Annotated in this window: 16 protein-coding genes; 6 read left to right on the top strand and 10 right to left on the bottom strand. The window is 63.8% G+C overall.

The genetic code is table 11. The features are described from left to right. Positions 1-45 precede the first annotated feature (45 nt). Positions 46-1,617: a hypothetical protein gene (locus GSH16_RS07145; RefSeq protein ID WP_160853506.1), complete on the bottom strand. Its 1,572-nt coding sequence runs from the start codon at positions 1,615-1,617 to the stop codon at positions 46-48. Next, a complete protein-coding gene (locus GSH16_RS07140; RefSeq protein ID WP_160853504.1) occupies positions 1,614-2,006 on the bottom strand; it encodes a GtrA family protein in 393 nt (130 codons plus the stop codon). The genes GSH16_RS07145 and GSH16_RS07140 overlap by 4 nt, the downstream gene beginning before the upstream one ends. 295 nt (positions 2,007-2,301) lie before the next feature. Here GSH16_RS07140 and GSH16_RS07135 point away from each other — a divergent pair, with 295 nt between their 5' ends. From GSH16_RS07135 to GSH16_RS07125, 3 genes are all read left to right on the top strand, one after another. Further along, positions 2,302-3,096 (top strand): sulfotransferase family protein, encoded by a 795-nt coding sequence (locus GSH16_RS07135; RefSeq protein ID WP_160853502.1) that lies wholly within the window; start codon positions 2,302-2,304, stop codon positions 3,094-3,096. A gap of 84 nt (positions 3,097-3,180) precedes the next feature. Next, positions 3,181-4,146: an ATP-grasp domain-containing protein gene (locus tag GSH16_RS07130; protein WP_160853500.1), complete on the top strand. Its 966-nt coding sequence runs from the start codon at positions 3,181-3,183 to the stop codon at positions 4,144-4,146. After that, positions 4,146-4,826, top strand: a complete 681-nt coding sequence (locus tag GSH16_RS07125) for an HAD family hydrolase (protein WP_160853498.1) — start codon at positions 4,146-4,148, stop codon at positions 4,824-4,826. The genes GSH16_RS07130 and GSH16_RS07125 overlap by 1 nt, the downstream gene beginning before the upstream one ends. Here the strand turns inward: GSH16_RS07125 and GSH16_RS07120 are convergent. From GSH16_RS07120 to GSH16_RS07085, 8 genes are all read right to left on the bottom strand, one after another. After that, positions 4,823-5,683 (bottom strand): sulfotransferase family protein, encoded by an 861-nt coding sequence (locus GSH16_RS07120; protein ID WP_160853496.1) that lies wholly within the window; start codon positions 5,681-5,683, stop codon positions 4,823-4,825. The genes GSH16_RS07125 and GSH16_RS07120 overlap by 4 nt on opposite strands. After that, positions 5,671-6,876, bottom strand: a complete 1,206-nt coding sequence (locus GSH16_RS07115) for a glycosyltransferase family 4 protein (RefSeq protein WP_160853494.1) — start codon at positions 6,874-6,876, stop codon at positions 5,671-5,673. Before GSH16_RS07115 ends, GSH16_RS07120 begins: the two co-directional genes overlap by 13 nt. Before the next feature lie 16 nt (positions 6,877-6,892). Next, the gene (locus tag GSH16_RS07110; protein WP_160853492.1) at positions 6,893-8,122 is read right to left on the bottom strand and encodes a polysaccharide biosynthesis/export family protein; all 1,230 of its coding nucleotides are present in this window, start codon (positions 8,120-8,122) and stop codon (positions 6,893-6,895) included. A 162-nt stretch (positions 8,123-8,284) separates the two neighbouring features. Next, on the bottom strand, positions 8,285-9,532 hold the full coding sequence (locus tag GSH16_RS07105) for an O-antigen ligase family protein (RefSeq protein WP_160853490.1): 1,248 nt from the start codon (positions 9,530-9,532) through the stop codon (positions 8,285-8,287). Next, the gene (locus GSH16_RS07100; RefSeq protein ID WP_160853488.1) at positions 9,525-10,886 is read right to left on the bottom strand and encodes a lipopolysaccharide biosynthesis protein; all 1,362 of its coding nucleotides are present in this window, start codon (positions 10,884-10,886) and stop codon (positions 9,525-9,527) included. The genes GSH16_RS07105 and GSH16_RS07100 overlap by 8 nt, the downstream gene beginning before the upstream one ends. Continuing rightward, a complete protein-coding gene (locus GSH16_RS07095) occupies positions 10,883-12,238 on the bottom strand; it encodes a pectate lyase family protein (protein WP_160853486.1) in 1,356 nt (451 codons plus the stop codon). The genes GSH16_RS07100 and GSH16_RS07095 overlap by 4 nt, the downstream gene beginning before the upstream one ends. Positions 12,239-12,299: 61 nt before the next feature. Further along, the gene (locus GSH16_RS07090; protein ID WP_160853484.1) at positions 12,300-14,219 is read right to left on the bottom strand and encodes a GumC family protein; all 1,920 of its coding nucleotides are present in this window, start codon (positions 14,217-14,219) and stop codon (positions 12,300-12,302) included. A gap of 194 nt (positions 14,220-14,413) precedes the next feature. Then, positions 14,414-15,553, bottom strand: coding sequence for a glycosyltransferase (locus GSH16_RS07085; RefSeq protein ID WP_160853482.1), 1,140 nt, complete (start codon positions 15,551-15,553; stop codon positions 14,414-14,416). A 217-nt stretch (positions 15,554-15,770) separates the two neighbouring features. Between GSH16_RS07085 and GSH16_RS07080 the strand changes: the two genes are divergently transcribed. Genes GSH16_RS07080 through GSH16_RS07070 form a run of 3 tightly spaced genes read left to right on the top strand, consistent with a single transcriptional unit; the run spans position 15,771 to position 18,015 of the window. Beyond that, complete coding sequence (locus GSH16_RS07080) at positions 15,771-16,412, top strand: sugar transferase (protein WP_160853480.1); 642 nt, start codon at positions 15,771-15,773, stop codon at positions 16,410-16,412. Continuing rightward, on the top strand, positions 16,409-17,332 hold the full coding sequence (locus GSH16_RS07075) for a methionyl-tRNA formyltransferase (protein ID WP_160853478.1): 924 nt from the start codon (positions 16,409-16,411) through the stop codon (positions 17,330-17,332). Before GSH16_RS07080 ends, GSH16_RS07075 begins: the two co-directional genes overlap by 4 nt. Continuing rightward, positions 17,332-18,015 carry a PIG-L deacetylase family protein gene (locus GSH16_RS07070; RefSeq protein WP_160853476.1) on the top strand — a complete coding sequence of 228 codons (684 nt, stop codon included), beginning with the start codon at positions 17,332-17,334 and terminating at the stop codon, positions 18,013-18,015. The genes GSH16_RS07075 and GSH16_RS07070 overlap by 1 nt, the downstream gene beginning before the upstream one ends. Positions 18,016-18,019 lie beyond the last annotated feature (4 nt).

Here is an 18,019-nt window from a genome sequence, read left to right as displayed (position 1 = left end):
CCGGAATCGGAATTTTTTACAACCTCTTGGGCCGCGATGCTCCGCTCACGGAGGCGCGAGCCAAAGCATCGCGCGTCCGTAGCGATTGTCCGCGAGCGGAAATGGCTCGGCCTCGTACCCATTGGCCTTTGCCCACGCGACCATGGGCGCTTCGAGTTCAGGTTCGAACCCCAGAAGCAGCGCGGCAGGCGGTTCGGCATCAAAACGGGCGGCAACCTCGCCGGGTCCGAAGGCCACATAGTGCGAGAGCAGGTCAGGCGCGGTATGGGGCACGATCCGGTAAGCGAACTGGCCTGTCGCAAGTTCGGGATAGACCGGCAACCCACCTTCGAGCGCATAGACGGGCAGGAACGTCGCGACGGGACCGCTGGCGGTGACAGCCTCCGCGAGGGCCGCTCCCGCACGCGCCGATTTCGCCGAGACGGTCTCAGCAGGTGCCATCAGGGTTCGCGCGCCGCTCGCCAGCCTTGGAGCGGCCAACAGGAGCAGGGCCAGGCTTCCAGCCAACAGGAAGGGTGCCATCCGGTCCAGATCGTCGGCAACCGCGCCAGCCCAGAGGATACATAGGAGCAGAAGCGGCACCAAAGGCGGGACGAAATATTGCGGGAAGGCCGGATGGGGGGTCAGACTGATCCCGATCGCAAGGAGTAGGGCCGCAAGGGCCGTCAGCACATGGCCCGTCACGACGCGCCGCCCTGCCATGACGCCCGCCAGACCCAGCCCGAGCGTCACCAGCCAGAGGATCAGGAACGCGCCGCCGAACCAGATCTGGAACGCAAGCTGCAACCGCGCGCCCAGAGACAGTGCCAGCCCCGGCTCGGACGTCGCGTTGGCGACCCAATAGGCGACATGCGGGCCACGGTGGAACCCGACCACATGCGCCATGACCGTCGCCGGATCGGTTGCCAGTTGCCACAGGAACGGCGCGCCGCCGACGAGCCCGCCCAGCGCAAGCGGCAGCACAGACCGCAACAACCGGTCCCGCATCGCGGCCGCGGAGGGCAGGAAGAAGGCGGCCACTGCAACAGGCGGCACGAAAACCACGGCGCTGATCTTCGTGCCGGTGGCCAAAGACAGGCAGAGGCCGCTCAGGAGCAGAAGCAAAGTTTTCGGCGCGCTTTGCGTGCCGCAGATGAAGAGCGTATAGCCCAGAAAAACCAGCGGCAGGGGCAACAGGTTGTTCGACGCCACCATGCCCGGCACGGACAGGAGCAGGTCATTGCAAAGGACCGCGGCCAGCGCAAAGCCGGTGAACAGCGCGGATCCGGTCCGCACCCAGGCAAACCAGCCGACGCTCGCGGCAAAGACAATCCACGCGACAAAGACCGCCAAACGGGCGGAGAGGAGAAGGTAGTTTTCTGCGAATGCGAGGTCGAACAGCCGAAAGTAATAGGCCGAGTAAGGCACGTGATTGTAGAAGAAATCCGCATAGGGCGCGCCGGTTTCCAGAAGCCGCGCGGCGCTCGCATACATCATCTCGTCGCGGCTGAGCCCGTAGCCGACCATCCGCAAGAGGATCAGCAAAAGCAGGACCGCCGCACAGGCGATGACGACCCAAAGGCCGCGCCGGCTGTCGGCGCCCGTGTGCCGCGGGATATCGTGCGCCGACAGGTTCACGGCTGCTGTGCCGCCCGGTCCGGCCCGTCAAGCACGCGGGATATGAGCAGGAAGGCAAGCACCACCGTCACCGGCAGCAGAAGCGCCTGCGCCAGATACGCGCCGAGCCCCAGCCCCATGAGAAGCCGCAACAGCAGCGCATTGACGGCATAGACAAGCAGGTAGGCGCCGAAATAGGCCGGCATCCGCCCAGTGCCGCGCGTGCCGAACACAAGCCGCGCATGGGTAAAGTAGTTCCACGTCGCGCCAGCCACGAACTGCCCGATCAGCGCAGCCTGCGCGGGCAGCCCGACGAAGACGAGAAGCGCATAGACGCCGTAGCCAAAGGCCGTGTTGAGAAGCCCAACCGCGAGAAAACGGACAAACTGGTTCTGCCGACGTCGATCCAACGCACACCCCTCGTAACGCATCCGGGCCACTGGGTGGCCGCCCGACCCCACACACGGCCGGTCCCTCTCGGGCTGCCCGATCATGGCATAGCCCGGTCCGCCAACAAATCACTTTATGGCCCGCCCCTTGCAGTGAGAATCCCCACGCAGCGGCAAGATATTCGTTGCAATGGACCTGATGGGGCGAAACATTCGGCGATGATGTTGCGTTGGATGGTGGCTGACAGGCGCGCAGGTACGCCTGTTTTCCTGAAGCACGATCTCATCAGAGCGGCAAAAGAGCGGAGTCGAATGCATGGCAAGCAAATTTGATCTCGTCAGACCCGCAAGTCTGCCAGAACAACTGCGCATCAAGGGCCTGCAAACTTTGAATTTGATCAACGACTTTGGTTTTCAGCCGCTCGATTTCTCTGACTTGAAACCGGTTTTCGTCGTCGGTTGTGGGCATAGTGGAACATCGTTGCTTGCCACGATCCTCGGCCGTTGTCCGGACCTCATGCATATCGGGTACGAAAGCGGCCTCTTCTTTCCAAGCAAGAACTTGCGAACCGCGAAAGAGGTTACCCGTGCTTGGGCGAATCTCGCGCGCCAAGGTGGTTTTTCAGGTTTCGTGGAGAAGACGCCCAAGCATGTCCATGCGATAGATCGCATTCTTCGGGTCGTCCCAAATGCACGCTTTGTTGCAATCACCAGAGATGGGAGGGACGTGCTTGCTTCTTTTCTAAAGCGCGGTGTGGACCGGGACTTCGCGATCAAAAGATGGGTAACCGACAATGAGGCTATGGTTTCGAGGCCAGATGCGCAATTCTCGGCGATAGTCCGCTACGAAAGTCTGGTTTCAGATACCGAACATGTTGTCAGGCAGGTTTGCGAGGCCATCGAGGTTCCGTACGCGGACTCTATGCTCCACAGCGATGGCTCCGGATACAACTGGATAAAGGATGGGAACATGGCAATACGCGCCGAGCAGACGCGGCAGCCTGTCTACAACAATCAAGGCGGCTGGACCTCAAAGCTCACGCAGGAAGATATCACTGCGTTCAACCGGATCGCTTCCGCAACCATGCGAAAGCTTGAGTATGACATTTAGTGCCTTGGCAGTGAACGCGTGCCATCGTCGGGTACGCGTCTGGCTGTCGCAACATTCACCCCATTGCCTGCGGACCAAATCGACTTGAGCGATCAACTGACAATCATCCTCTCCTCGGCCGGACGTCGGGTGGGCTTGCTGAACTGCCTGCGGGACGCGGCGCGGGACCTGGGGCTCATTCCGCGGATCGTGGCGCTCGACCTTGATCCCGACCGCAGCACGGCCTGCCTCAGCGCCGACCGGCGCGTTCGCGTGCCGCGAGCGGATGATCCCGGGTTCATTCCGGCCGTGCTTGAGGTCGCGCGGACGGAGGGTGCCCGTTTGCTTGTGCCGACCATCGACACCGAACTCGCGGCCTATGCCGCGGCGCGGTCCGCATTCGAAGAAATCGGTTGCGCGGTCCATGTCTCGTCACCGGACGTGGTCGCGATCGCTCGCGACAAGAGGCGAACGGCAGCGGCCCTGAAATCCGCCGGAATCGCCGTGCCGGAAACCTATGACTGGCACACACTTACGGACGGCGGCGCGGCGGTGGACTGGCCGGTCATCGGCAAACCGGTTTCGGGCAGTTCCGGCAAGGGCATCGTGACGCTCGCGGGGCCAGAGGACCTAGCCGCCAAGCCGGCCGGTGATCTGATTTTTCAGGATCTGCTCTCCGGTCCGGAATATACCGTGTCCATCTTTGTCGACCGCGCCGGCACATTGCGGACGAGCTTTGCCCACCTGCGCGAACAGACCCGCGGCGGCGAAGTAGAGAAAGGTCTTTCTGTCCGCCTGCCTGAGATCGACGCAATCTCTGCGCAGATCGTCGACGCCCTGCCCGGCCTTTGGGGCACGGTCTGCTACCAGCTGATCCATGATCCGGTCAAAGGCCCGCGGGTCTTCGAGATCAACGCACGCTTCGGCGGCGGCTATCCGCTGGCGCATCACTGCGGGGCGCGCTTCGCGCAATGGCTGATCGAGGATGCCACAGGCCGCCCGCTGAGCGCGCATGACGACTGGACCGAGGGCGTGCGCATGCTCCGCCATGACAGCGAAATCTTCGTCTGATGGCGGTCCGGCTGGTCGTCTTCGACCTTGACGACACGCTCTATCTGGAGCGCGACCATGTCCTGAGCGGCTTCGACCATCTCGAGCGGCTCTGCCGCGAGGCGCTCGGGGTCGAAGGGTTCGGCACCGCCTGTCGCGACAGTTTTCTGGCCGACCCGAATGCGCCGGCTATCGACAGGGCCGTCGTCCGGACCGGCATCGGACCGGCTTTGGAGGCCGCAGGGATCGATCCGGTCGCGGAACTGCGCGGACATCGCCCGAAGATCGCGCTCTGCCCTGACGCGAAGAATCTGCTGGGCATCTTGCCCGCGCATGTCCCGACGGGCATTGTGACGGACGGCCGCCTTGTCACGCAGAACCTCAAGATCGACGCGCTCGGGCTGAGGGAACGGATCAGCACCGTTCATATCAACGACCCTTCGCGGGGCGGTCACTTCAAGCCGGACACACCCGCTTTTGCCGACCTTCAGGCGGATTTTGGCGTCACCGGAGAGGCATGCATCTATATCGGCGACAATCCCGCAAAGGATTTCATAGGTCCGCGTCGTCTGGGCTGGACAACGGTGCAGGTGGAACGGTCCGCACGGCTGCACCATACCGCCCCGCCCACGCCGGCGCATGCCGCGGACCTGACCGTCGCGCGTCTCGATGCCCCGGAACTTCTGTCGATACTGCCCTAGGATTCGCCCAAGGGTTCACGCCGATTTACTTGCTCCATCGGGCGCAACCATTCGGAAACGTCGAGGCCGCTCAACCGCTCCAATTCGGCCACGTCCGGCGCGAAATGGTCCGCCATCCGCGCGGCAAGATCGGCGGACAGAGGCGGATAATTGACCTCCCGCGCGACGGCATTGCGCAACCCCTTGACCAGAGCCGTATGGCGCACCGGACGGAGGACCGGACGAAACGGCTCCAATATGGGGCGGAGCGACGGCGGGATTTGAGCGGCATGCCGGTCCTTGACCTTCTGGGAAAGCGGCGGCTCCAGATGGCCCTTGAACCCAATATGCTCGGCGACCTTGGCCAACTGGGCTTCCGGGGCCGTCCTGACATCCTCGAAGCGCAGGAACAGGAAGCACCGGGCGGGAAACAGATCGAGGAACCGGTTGATGTGCCGCGCATAGAGCCCATTTTGTAGGAACCGGCCATCCGCAGCGACACGCGGGTCGAGATATTCCTCCACATTCGGGCCGACCGAACCACGGCGGTAGAGCATGCAATAGTCGGAATAGGCGCGCGCCACCGGATCCCGCAATTGCAGAATCATCGGGATCTGGCCGCAATCGGCCGCGATCCGGGCAGCAGCCGCTTCCTCGGTCAGGTAGCTGTTCGATTTCTCCCCGAACATCTGCCCGGCCTTTTCAGCCGGAAATGCACTGCGATACCAGTCCGGACCGCGCGCATATTCACGGCTGAAATAGTGCATCTCTGGATCGGGCATGAATATCTGAGGGTTGGCCTGCAAGCTATTTTGAAGCCAGGTGGTCGCGCATTTCGCGGCGCCGATGATCAGGAAATCGAGCCTCAGATCTGACATGAGCTGGCGCTTTCTCCGTGTGGAGGCACGGGTTTTGTGACCGCTTCATATACGCGGCTGACGGACCGGACGTGATCCGTCAATCCATAGCCGCTTTCTGCACTGCGCATTGCGCTGCCCGTGATCCGGGCATGAAGGTCCGGCTTGCTCATGAGCCGGCGCACGGGCTCAGCGAACGTATCCGGCGCGTCGGGTGGAACGAGGAACCCGTTGACTCCATCCGTGATCGCCTCGGGATTGCCGCCATGGTCTGTCGCCACGACGGGCGTTCCCAGATACATGGCCTCGATCAGCGTCCGCCCGAACGGTTCGCTCACGGCGGGGACGAGCATCACATCCACGCCCGCCATCGCGGGCTCGATCGGGCTGCGATACCCCATCAGGTGTATCCGGTCGTCCAGGCCCAGCGATTCCGACAGCGCCGCAACCTGCCTGTCCCACGCAGCTTCCGTGCCATCGGGCCGCCCGAAGAAGAGGCCCAAAACAGACCGCTCGGGAAACACCGCCGCAACCGATTTCACGGCCTTCACAAAATCAAGCGGCCGCTTGCGGACATTCAGTTCGCCAAAATATCCTAGAAGGATGGCATCGTCCGGAACACCCAGTTCTTGCGTCAGCGCCTTGTGTTCAGCTGCCCGGTCCGGCCGGATGACGGGGAACAGGAACGGGCTGCGCACGACGGTGTATAGCTCTGCGACGCTTCGCACGGGCCGGGACGGTCGTGAAAATTCCGACACCCCGAGAATCCTGTCCGCCAGCAAAGGTGCCACAAAATTCACACCGGCGGCCTCCGGCGCCTGCCGGTGATGCCAGATGAATTTGCGACGTTGGGCCTTCGTCGGTCCGATCCAGTTGCTGTGCATCCGCCCGTCATTCGTGTGCACAATGTCAGGGTCGATCCGCCGAAGCGCGCGGGACAGGCCGCGCCAGCTCCGCGTCAGAAATGTCAACGGCGTCGCGTCGCCCGGCTTGCGGCTGTAGCGCGGTGCCATGATGGGCACATCGCGCAAAAGCTCGAAGTCCAATCCGAAGTCACGGATCAGGTCCCCGACCGCACCCGCGTCGTGATGCAGAAGGATATGCGGATCGAACCGGTCCCGGTCGAGCGCGCGGATCATCTGCAACGCGGACACATGGCTGCCGCCAAACGTGTCGCCGCCCACGAATGGGTAGAGGATTTTGATCGGTGCCATCTCCGGACCCGCGCCGTCAGTTCGCCGGCGTGTCGAAGCCGCTGTCGATCACGACCTGCAGCGTGTCGCCGGAACTGAGCCGCGCCGTCGCTTCAAGCTCCAGAATGTCGAAGCCGCCCGCGTCATTCTCCCGCGTCACGAAATATTTCGGCTGCGGCAGGTCGAGCACCTGATCGTCGATCAGGCCGCGCGAAATCGCTTCGTTATAGAGGTTGAGCGTCGTGGCGAGCCGGACCCGCAACTCATCCAGTTCGATGCGGCTTTCCTTCAGGTCCGACAGGCGCCGCAATCGGGCTTCGTCGAGCAGCGTGAGCGCATCGCGTTGCGCAAGGTTGAGCTGCTGTTCCGCCGTCAGCTTCGCGACCTCCAACTGGATACGCTTCGATTCAAGGTCCGACACGGCGCTTGTCAGGGCCGTCAGCCGCGCATTGACGGCAAGGCCCCGCTCCTTCAGCTGGCTCGCCCCGTCCAGTTCCTCCCGCGCGAGGCGGATCTGTTCGTCGCGCAGCGCGATCTCGGCGCCGAGCCGCGAGATCTGCTGTTCAAGCAACTGGCGCAGGCTCTCGATATTCTCCTTCCGCGCGACGAGCGAATTGCGGTTGGCATCCTGGATATCATCCTCGAGCCCCTCGGCATCGAGCAATTCCACCGCCGGCAGGTTCCCGCTTTCCTCTGCCGTGGCGTAGGATGCCAGTTCGTTCAGATAGCGTTCCTGCTCGGCTTCGAGCCGCGCGATCCGGGTGCGGTAGGCCTCGATGTCGCCGCGCAGACGGATCGCCTCGCGCTCATTCGTCTCTTCGGGATCATCGAGCCGCGGCGGCCCGCCAGCCACTGCAATCGCCTGCTGGATGGTCATGCCGTAGCGGTAGGGATACTCGCCCGGCCGGTTGACCGACCCGCCGACATAGATCGGCTTGTAGGCGGCGATATCCATGGCCACCGCGGGCGGCTGCGGCAGGCCGATATTGATCTGCACAAGCCGCGCAATCGTCTCGCTCAACTCCGACACGCTTTTGCCCTCGGCCGGAATCGAGCCCACGAGCGGCACCGACAGGTAGCCATCGGGTCCGACGCGATACTCCCCGCTCAGCCCGTCCCAAAGGTCGAAATTCCGCTCCTCAAGGTTCCACTGGCCGACACGCAGGGAAATCGTATCCTGATCGTTCAGAAGATAGGTTTCGGCCTGCTGCGCCTGTGCGGCGCCCGCGAGGGCGAGATATGCGGTGATCGCAAGAAAAGGTTTCATGACACTCAACACTCGGCAAACTCGGTTACACTGGGCAGGCGCAATTCGGCCCGTTCGCATCGGCAAAAGTGCCGGATGGCGATGATCGGACCGCAGGAAACTCCGCAAACCTTAGCAAAGCCCTGCGCGTCCACAAAGTTAAGATTGTCACGGCGGGTGGATTCAGCGCATCCGGCGCTCCAGATGCGGGGACCGGTCAAAGAAGACCGAGGCGCTGATCCCGAGCGCCAGCGCGAGCGGAATGATCCAGAATCGGGCGTAGAAATGCGCGAACGCGTTCAGCAGCAGCATGTAGAGCAGGATGATCGTCAGCGTCATCACGCCCCGCATGTACCCGCCCTGCCGGAGCGACAGCCACCCGAGGTACAGCCCGGAGGCCAGCAGTCCGACCAGACCGACAAGCGACAGGAGACCGCCCTCCGTCAGCATAAGCAAATAGGTGTTGTGGACAGGTGCGCCATGCGCGGAAATCAGGCGGTGCTGGTCAGCGCCAAGTCCGATCAGGACATGCGAATTGGCGATGTCCATGGCCTCTCTGATCAGAAACCAGCGGTCGGAAAATGTGCCTGCCTGGTTCAGATCGCCTTGCTGGATGGCCGCAAAGACACGCCTCTGGAACACGTCCGGCAGGAACAGATCGCCCCAGAAATATGTCGTTGCGGCAATCAGGCTGACCAAAACAAGCCCGATCGAGAAAAGGACGAATGAACCGCTGAAGAAGATGACGCTACCGACTCCGACCGTGGCCACGGCAAGACCCGTATTCGAACCTGTCAGCAACAATCCATAGACGATGGGAACGGCCAGCACCGCACCGGTCAGGCGTGACCACCTGCCTGTCAACGTGAGCCAAACGAGGAATGTCACGGCAAGCCCACACATGGTGGCCGCGCCATTTTCCCTTTCGATCAATGACCTGAGCCGTCCTGATGGCGAGACGAGGCGCCAGTTTGTCAGATCCCCGAACTCCAGCCAGAAGATGCCGAAGATCATGATCACCGTTATGGAAAGGACGAAAATCTTGGCCAACAACACGATCTGCGCATAGGGCCGTGCGCAGATGAGCACCGGCAGCAGTATCAGCGAGTAGCTGTATTGCAGCGCGATGGTCGTGCCGGCCACAGGATCGCCATTGACGAAACTCCCGATCAGCAACCCCGAGATCATCAGCAGAAAGGATGCCAGCCAGACCGGCGTTGCGGGGCCCAACGGGCGCAATGGCAGGCGCCCGGTTGCAAGGATCAGGAAGAAGGCCATGAACCCCGCCACATCCCCGAATGTCAGGTAGAAACTGTCGACCCGCAGGTAGTTCATCGGCGACAGGAAAACGACCAGTCCGACCAGCGCGAGTTCGAACCGGTCCAGAACGTGATGCCGCCCCTGGAGCGTCGGGATTGCGCTGTCAGTCACTTCTCTGTTTCACTCCCGTCCCCGCGCTCGGTCCGCCCGTCCCATAGCGTCGAAACACGATCAGGCATCCAACCAGCCAGACCACGTTGAACATCAGATGCGCCATGGCCGCGCCTTCCCCGCCGAAAAGCTTTGCCATTGGCAGGAAACCGGCGAAGAACATGATCGTGGCCACGAAGGTAACACGAACCAGCTGCCTGTCGCATCCCATGGCAAGGAGTGTGGGGTTCAGGATGATCCCGCCAAGGTAAAGCACGACCGCAAGAGCCTGGATCGTCACAATCCCGGCCGCATCCGCATATCCCTGCCCGAAGACAAGCGCCACCAGCGGCCCGGCATAGAACATGACCGGCAGGAACACGACGAACATGACGGCCAGAACCCCGCCGCTGGTAATGAAGACCACCGTCCGGAACCTGTCGAACTGCCCCGCAGACCAGAGCCGCGCAATGTCCGGGTAGATCGCCTGCCGCAGCGGCCGCCCGAACCGGAGGGCAGCGTTGGAACTGCGCTTGGCAATATGGAAATAGCCGACGATCACCGGATCGACGACAAGCGCCAGCAGGATCGTGTCGAACCTCTGTGTCGACTGGCGCAGAATGACGTTGATGTTGGAGTTCCAAAGGAACCGGACGAAACCGCTATTCTCCTCGATCACGCCTTTCATGGGCTTGATCCAGAACGGGTCGAAGCCGCGCCGCGACAGTTCGCGCAGCGAATAGGAGAATGTCACGAGGTTGGTGGCGACACTCTGGACAAAAAGGATCGTCAGAAACGCCCAGATGCCCCAGCCCGCCGCCCAGGCAAGGACACAGAGCACCAGGCGCAGGGCGGCGACGCCAGTGTCGATCTTTGCAAGCAGATCGAACCGATCGAAGAGCCGCAACACCGACAGGCCGGTCGGCTGGAATGACAGGAAAAGCGCTGCGGCAACAAGGACGAGATAGGCGCTGCCAGCCTCCTCCAGCCCGATATGGGGCGCCGCGAGACCGGCAAACCCGATCGCAATCGTACCGGCAAGCACACCGCCGCAGAGGTCCACAAGGAACGAGAGTTTGACGAGCCGCAGGAATCTGTCGCGGTCCGAAGCTTCCAGCGGGTCGACGCCGTATTTGATGACGGCCTGCAGCGGTTCAAGCCGGAACAAGCGATCGATGATCCGCACATAGCTCTCGACAATGGCAAGAATGCCGAGCGCGGCTGGCCCGAGCGCGCGCGCCGTGACCGCGAGCGAGACGAGCCCCAAGAGGGCAATCGCCATATGGGCGGAGAAAAGCCAGGAGAAATTGCGCGCAAGCCGCTTGAACGTGTCCTCCGCCCTGATCCGGTCTCTCAGGCCGCGCAACACCGTCACGGGGCAATCTCGTCGCCGGCAAGATGCGCCAGCCAAAGCTCCAGATGGGACCAGCCCGCGGGATGGGCCGGCGCCCAGATATTGTCCCGCACGCGGGCGTCGAGCGCGTCCTGCGCCTCTTCCCACGGGTCCGGCAACCCGTCGCCGTCGGCATCAGGTGCGCCACGTTCCTCCGGCAGGTTAGGCCAGCCGCCCGCTTCCTCAACCCGGTCGATCACCGATCCGGAACAGTCGCGTAGATTGTCGAGCACGGCGCGGTCGAGCGCATCGTGAAACCGGCCATCCGGCAAGCGTGCACCCGCGGTTTCCATGACCCGTGCCTCGGCCGCGTCCACATCCAGCGGCTCGACGGTCAGCGGCACGGCCGGCGCATCAACAGACAGACGTTTCGCTTCGGCATCGAGCACATCCAACTCGCGCGGCCGCCGGCACGGGCGGCGGCGTTCGGCCCGGTTCCCGGCAGCATAGAGCGCGATGGTATGGCCATCCTCCCAGTCGAACAGTTGCACGGCCTCCGGCGCGCGCCGGTTCGTCGACGGCCCGGCAAGCGCGAGATTGCCGACATAGGAGATATCCGTATCGCCAAGCAGGTCGTAGAACTCGCCGAACTGGCTGATCGCGTCGTAGAAGATATTGTTGATCACCTCGACCGGTCCGTGATCGGTGGCTTTCAGGTCCGGGTTGCGGTCGCGGTTATGGGCAAACAGGTTGCCGATCAGGCTGATCCGGCCGCAGTCATTCTTCGGCCCTTCGTCCGAGCAGATCAGCGCCCCCTTGGAATGCCGTCCCTTGGGATGGTTGGACCGATCGAGCCCCCAGGCAACGATACTGTTCGACAGGGTGATATCGCCCGCGACGCTGTTGGAGACATGGACATTCACATTCTCGTCGGTGGCGAACATGACCGACAGATGGTCGAGCATGATCCGCTCGCCATTCTCGACCGTGACGCCGTCCACGCTCGGACCGGCGATCTGGCTCGGCCCGGGCCGCAGTTTGAGGAACCGCACCACCACATCATGGACGTTCTTGATCACAAGCGGCGTGTTTCGCGATGCGCCAAGCCGGATCTGGATGCCCTGGCCCGGAGCCGTCTGGCCCGCAATATAGCGGTTGCTGGAAACGAAGATCGGCCGGTCGACGGAAATGGTGCCGGAGATATCGAAGATACAGACGCGCGGCGTGTCCGCGCCCTCGGCGCAGGCCCGCAGACTGCCCGGGCCCGCATCATCGAGGGTCGTGACGCGCATCACCTGCCCGCCGCGCCAGCCCGTGGCAACAGCACCATAGCCCTGTGCGCCCGGGAAGGCCGGCAGGTCGGCGGCACCAACCGCGGAAGCGGCGATTGCCATAGGGCCAAGCCACGCGGCCAGTGCGGCGCGGGCGCATGCCCGACGGACAGGGCCAAACCGGTCAGTAATAGTCGCCGCCATAGGCATAGTAGCTGGCATAGCCCCCGTAGCCGTAGCGTTTCTGACGCCGGATATCGACATCGTTGATGACCGTGCCGGTCAGTTGCACACCGTTGCGCTTGAGCCGCTCCGCCGTGTCGCGCAGAACCTCCTCCGTCGTCACGCCCCAGCGTGCGATCAAGAGCGCCTCGTCGGTGATGGGCGCCAGCCGGCTCGCATCATCGACGATCAGGACCGGCGGCGTATCGAAAATGATCACATCGAAATTTTCCCGCATCCAGCGGATCGACCGCGCGGCCTTCTGGCCGGTCATCAACTGGCCCGAAATCTCCGAGTCCTTGCGGAAGTTCAGCAGAAACAGACCGGGCAGTTCCTCGACCGGGCTGATGTTTTCCGCAAGCAGTTCAGGGTCCTGCATGACCTCTCCGATAGACACGTCCGACAGGCCCACCTTGAGGAGGTTGGACACGCCCGACCGGTGCACGTCGAGGTCGATCAGCAGCACCTTGGGATGGTCGGCCGCCGCCGAGACGCCGAGCGACACCGCAATCGTGGACTTGCCCTCATTGGGCAGACCGGAGGTGATCATGATGACCTGGCTGCGGTCCCGCGTGCCGAGGTTCATGCAAAGTGTGAAGAGCGAGCGAAGCGATTCACTGAAAGCCGAGCGCGGATTGTCGACGAGGAACTGGTGCGGCACCGGCCCGCGACGTCCGCCGCGCCCGACGCGCGGCACATAGGCAAGGTTCGGCACGCCGGTGACGCGGCCCGAATGCACCTCCGTCCAGATGCGCCGGTCCAGGCCCTCGCGCAGGAGCACCGCCACGAAAGACAGGCCGAGCAGGCCGACAAAGATGAATGCCAGCGCCGTGCGTACATTGGGCGCGGCCGGCTTCTGCGGCACCTCCGCGAACGAGACCTGCCGCGCACCTGCCGACAGGATATCGGCCTGCGCTTCGATCTCGCTTAGCTTCTCCACCGCTGTCTGGTAGCGGTTGCGGTCCGTTTCCAGCGCCCGCTCTAGTTTCAGCAGTTCCAGTTCGGCTTGCGTCCGGCTGCGCAGTTGGCGTTCCAGTTCCGTGATCTGGGCGCGCAGGACCTCGGGGTCCTGCCCCGCCGTCTGGCCGGCCACAGCCAGATCGTAAAGGGCCGTCACCCGCTCCAGTTGCGCACGCAGCCCGTCCGCCGCTGCCGTATCATCCAGATTGTTTTCGCGGATGAAGCCTGCGACGCGCGCCTCGTTCAGCGCCAGCACATCGGCCAGCGTTTTCGTCCGGTTGCGCAGGAAGTTGATCGACTGCTCCACGTCGAACATCTTCAGGTCGAGCGAATTGGAGATGTACTCGCTGGCCACCGTATTGGCGATCCGGGCGGTCATGACCGGCTCGCCATATTCCACCAGTATGTCGAGCGCCAGACTGTCGCCGGACCGGTAGACGGAATAGGTCGTCAGCAATTTGGAGATCACGGTCTCGCGCTCCGCGGCGGTCACATCGGCCTCGGTCATCCCAGGGCGCGCGAGCGGATTGAAAGCGGGGTCCGTATAGAGGTCGAGCACGCTCGCCACACGGCCGGCAAACTCGCGCGAGCGCAGAACGTCGATTTCCGTTTCCACCGACGCGCGGGTCAGCTCCACGGCCTCGATCTCCGCGTCGGTCTGGGTGACGCGGGCGTCGCTGACTTTCAGGACAATGGTCGATTGCGCCCGGTAGGTCTTGTCGAGATTGAGCGTCACGAACGCGCCGGCGGTCATGCCCACGGCGAGGATGAGCAGGATCATCCCCAGATTGCGGCGCAGGATTGCCCAGATATCGTGGAAGCTGACGCGCTCCTGCGGGCGCTCCTCGAAACTGCCCGGCTGCGCAGCATAGGTCGGCCGGCTGCCCGGCCCCAGGTCGAAAGATCCATTGCTTCTGTTCACTTGTTCAGCGCCCCATCCCACAACACACGGGCCGGCATGGTCGCCGCAACTCTGTCATCCGGGTCACACCCCAAAAACGCCACCGGATCGGGGTCCGTTTCTGGGCCCCACCCTGAAACGTCGCCACTATTCTTCAGAATTCCCGTAATATTCCCTGAATCCATTAGCCCGAAATCCGAAAAAAATAAACCCGTTTAGGATGAACTCCGTCGCGATAGCGCATCCTTGTAGATGTTCTGGTGACTATCGAGGTAGCGCGACAGTCCGAAATTCTGGGCAACATGTGCCCGCCCCGCAGCACCGATCGCGCGGCGCCGGTCATCCCCGGCAGCGATCATATCCACAAGGGCCGCAACCTGCACCACGGTATTGCCGGAGGGGACGATCTGCCCGCCTGGTCCGACGAGCAATCGGCAATCGCCCACATCGGTCGAGACGACGGGCACGCCGGCGGCCATGGCCTCGCCCACCGACAGCGGGAATGCCTCCCCCCAGCCTGACGCGGACAGGTAGATGTCGAAGCCCGGAACCAGCCGCGCAATGTCGTCGCGCGCCTCCAGACACGTTAACCGGTCCTCGGCACCGCGCCTGCGCGCCACCTCCCGCGCCGCGCCGTCTTTGTGCCCCGCGCCGACGATGACGGCTTGAACGTCGTGCCCGATCGCGGCAAGATCGGCCACAGCCTCCATCATCCGCCCATGGTCCTTCATCGGGTGCGCCCGCGCCACATTGCCGATGACGACACGTTCCGCGGGAAATCCGCCTATTCCCGCAAGCCGCGCCTTGGCCTCCGGATCGGGGCGAAACGCGTTTGTGTCGATCGCATTGGGCACCAGATGCGCGCGGTCGGGCAGAAATCCGACCGCTTCATGCTGCGCCTGGGAAACGGCAGAACAATATGTGATGGCATCGACCTGCCCCGAGAGCCGCGCCGACAGCCGCACCACTGCGCGCGTGCTGGCTTTCTCGTTCGCCAGATCCTGCAGGGAGTGATGCATGCCCCAAACCAGCGCCGGCCGCTTGCGCCGTCCCATCGTCGCCAGCCGCGCGGCCAGATTGCCGTGATACATCCAGCCGTGGATCACATCAGGCGCGGCATCGTCGATCATCCGGCGCAGCCGCAGGAGTGCGGCCGGATTGGGCCGCCCCTGCCCCATGCCGACAGAGGAAAGCTCCACGCCCGCGCCCCTGATCTGGCCAGCGACCGGCCCGTCGGGCAGCAGTCCGATCACGCGATGCGCCGCGCGGCCATCGCCCAAGGCGGACAGGTACCGCGCGAGCATAATCTCGGCGCCGCCCACATTCGTCCCTGTGATGACGTGAAGCAGTTTCATTGCGGGGCACAATCCCGACACTCGTTACACACAGGCCCGAGGCTAACCGCTCGCCGTGTCCGGTCAAAAGGAAACCCGCCCTGCCATGTGCAAATGTTCATTTTTTCATCAAACCCGGCTTGCTACTTGACCCGTGGGGCGTCCGATGCGCTACTTAACCTGCCCTGAACGTGTGTGAGTATTCCGTTTTCGTGTTGGTTCGCCAAGGGGAGGCTTCGTGCCGCGATTCGTCGAATTGCTGATCGTTCTGGTGGGGGTGATCGTCCTTGCCATACCGATGCTGGTGACAGCGGCCTATGTGTTCGTGTCGCTCGGACGCCCCTTGCTCTTCGCCCAGACCCGCGCCGGCCGCGCGGCGCGCCCGTTCAAGATCCGGAAATTCCGCACCATGTCGGACGCACGCGACGTGGACGGGGCTTTGTTGCCGGATGCGGACCGCGTGACCGCGGCATCGAACCTCCTGCGTCGTTCCCGGCTCGACGAGCTGCCCCAGATCTTCGCCATCCTCTTCGGCCATATGGCGCTGGTCGGTCCGCGCCCGCTCCTGCCCGAGACGATCGCGGAATTCGGCGCCGACGGGGTCTATCGATGCGCGGTGCGTCCCGGCATGACCGGCTGGGCACAAGTCAGCGGCAACACGTTCCTCAGCAATAGCGAAAAGCTCCAACTTGACCTCTGGTATGTCGCCAACCGGTCCTTCCTGCTCGATCTGCGGATCATACTGGAAACGGTGGCGGTGCTCATCTTCGGCGAACGCCGGCGGGAGGACCGGATTGCGGCCGCAACCGTCGCCCGCGCCGAATTGGCCCGCCAATCCACCGCTGGTCAAGGCGGCGCAAAACGGGTCTGCGCCACATGAGGGTGGTGCTTGTAGGCGCGGTCCACAGCACGGAAACGGCCTTCCACGCGATGGTCGATGCCGGCCATGCGCCCGCCCTTCTGATCACCCTGCCCCTGTCGCTCGCGCATCGCCATTCGGATTTCGTCGACTTGCGCCCGCTGGCTGCCGCGCATGGCGTGCCCCTATTCGAAGCCGCCGCCTCCAACAGCCCCGATACGCTCGCGGCCCTGCGCGCTGCCGCGCCGGACCTGACGCTCGTGATCGGCTGGTCCCAGCTCTGCGGACCCGATTTCCGCGATGCGGCGCGGCTCGGCAGCATCGGCTATCACCCGTCGGTCCTGCCGAAACTGCGGGGGCGCGCCGTGTTGCCCTGGACCATCCTGACCGGCACCGAAGAGACCGGCGCCTCGCTCTTCTGGCTGGCCGATGGTGCGGATACGGGCGACATAGCCGCACAGGCAACCTTCCGCATCGATCCGGACCGAATCCGGGTGCGCGATCTCTATGACCGGCAACTGGAGGTTCTGGCAGATATGCTCCCGCCGCTGCTTGACCGGATTGCCGCAGGGGACGCACCGCGCATCCCGCAGGATGACGCGCAAGCCACCGTCTGCGCCAAACGAACGGCCGAGGACGGGCGCATCGACTGGCACCAGCCCGCGGCCACCATCGACCGTTTCATCCGCGCGGTCGGCCCGCCCTATCCCGGCGCTTTCACGACGCTGCCGGACGGATCGCGACTGACCATTCTGGACAGCGCACCCGACCCCGCGCCGGGGCGGCATATCGCGCAGGCCGGCCAGATTGCGGCGATGGACCCGCAGGGCTGGACCATCATGTGCGGCGACGGGAATTGCATCCTGGCGACAGAGCGCGCGCTGGCGGGACCACCGCCGCGCATCCACGCCATACTTGGCCGCGCGAAGGAGGCGAATTGATGGATATCCTGTCCGGCACCGGACCGGTGCTCGTGATCGCACCACATCCCGATGACGAGGTTTTGGGCGTTGGCGGCACCATGGCACGGCTCGCCGATGCCGGGCGGGAGGTGCATGTCTGCGTGGCCACCCGGGGCCAACCGCCGCAATTCTCCGACGACATGGTTGCCAGTGTCCGGGCGGAGGCCGCCGCCGCCCATGCCGTGCTCGGCGTGACGCGGACGCACTGGCTCGACCTGCCGGCGGCGGCGCTGGGCGAGCATCCGCACGGGGCCGTCAACGGCGCAATCGGCGGCCTTGTTGCCGATCTCGGGCCCGACCTGATCTTCGCGCCACATCCGGGCGACATCCATCTCGACCACCAGCTTGTCTTCCTGTCGACGCTCGTCGCGAGCCGGCCGCATCAGGCGGACTATCCGGCGACGCTGCTGGCCTATGAGACCCTGTCGGAGACGAACTGGAACGCGCCCTATCTGACGCCGGCCTTCGTGCCCAATGTCTTTGTGGACGTGTCGGATACGCTCGACCGGAAACTCGGCGCGTTCGCCGCTTTCGAGAGCCAGGTGAAACCCGCGCCGCATGAACGGTCGGTCGAGGCGCTCCGCGCGCTCGCCACCCTGCGCGGCGCAACCGTCCACAAACAGGCGGCGGAGGGGTTCGTCCTCGTCCGCCATGTCGCATGAGGCA

It is taken from the genome of Oceanomicrobium pacificus (assembly GCF_009833495.1).
GTDB lineage: Bacteria > Pseudomonadota > Alphaproteobacteria > Rhodobacterales > Rhodobacteraceae > Oceanomicrobium > Oceanomicrobium pacificus.
Note: the sequence above shows the minus strand (reverse complement) of the source record. Positions and strands in the feature narration are given on the sequence as shown.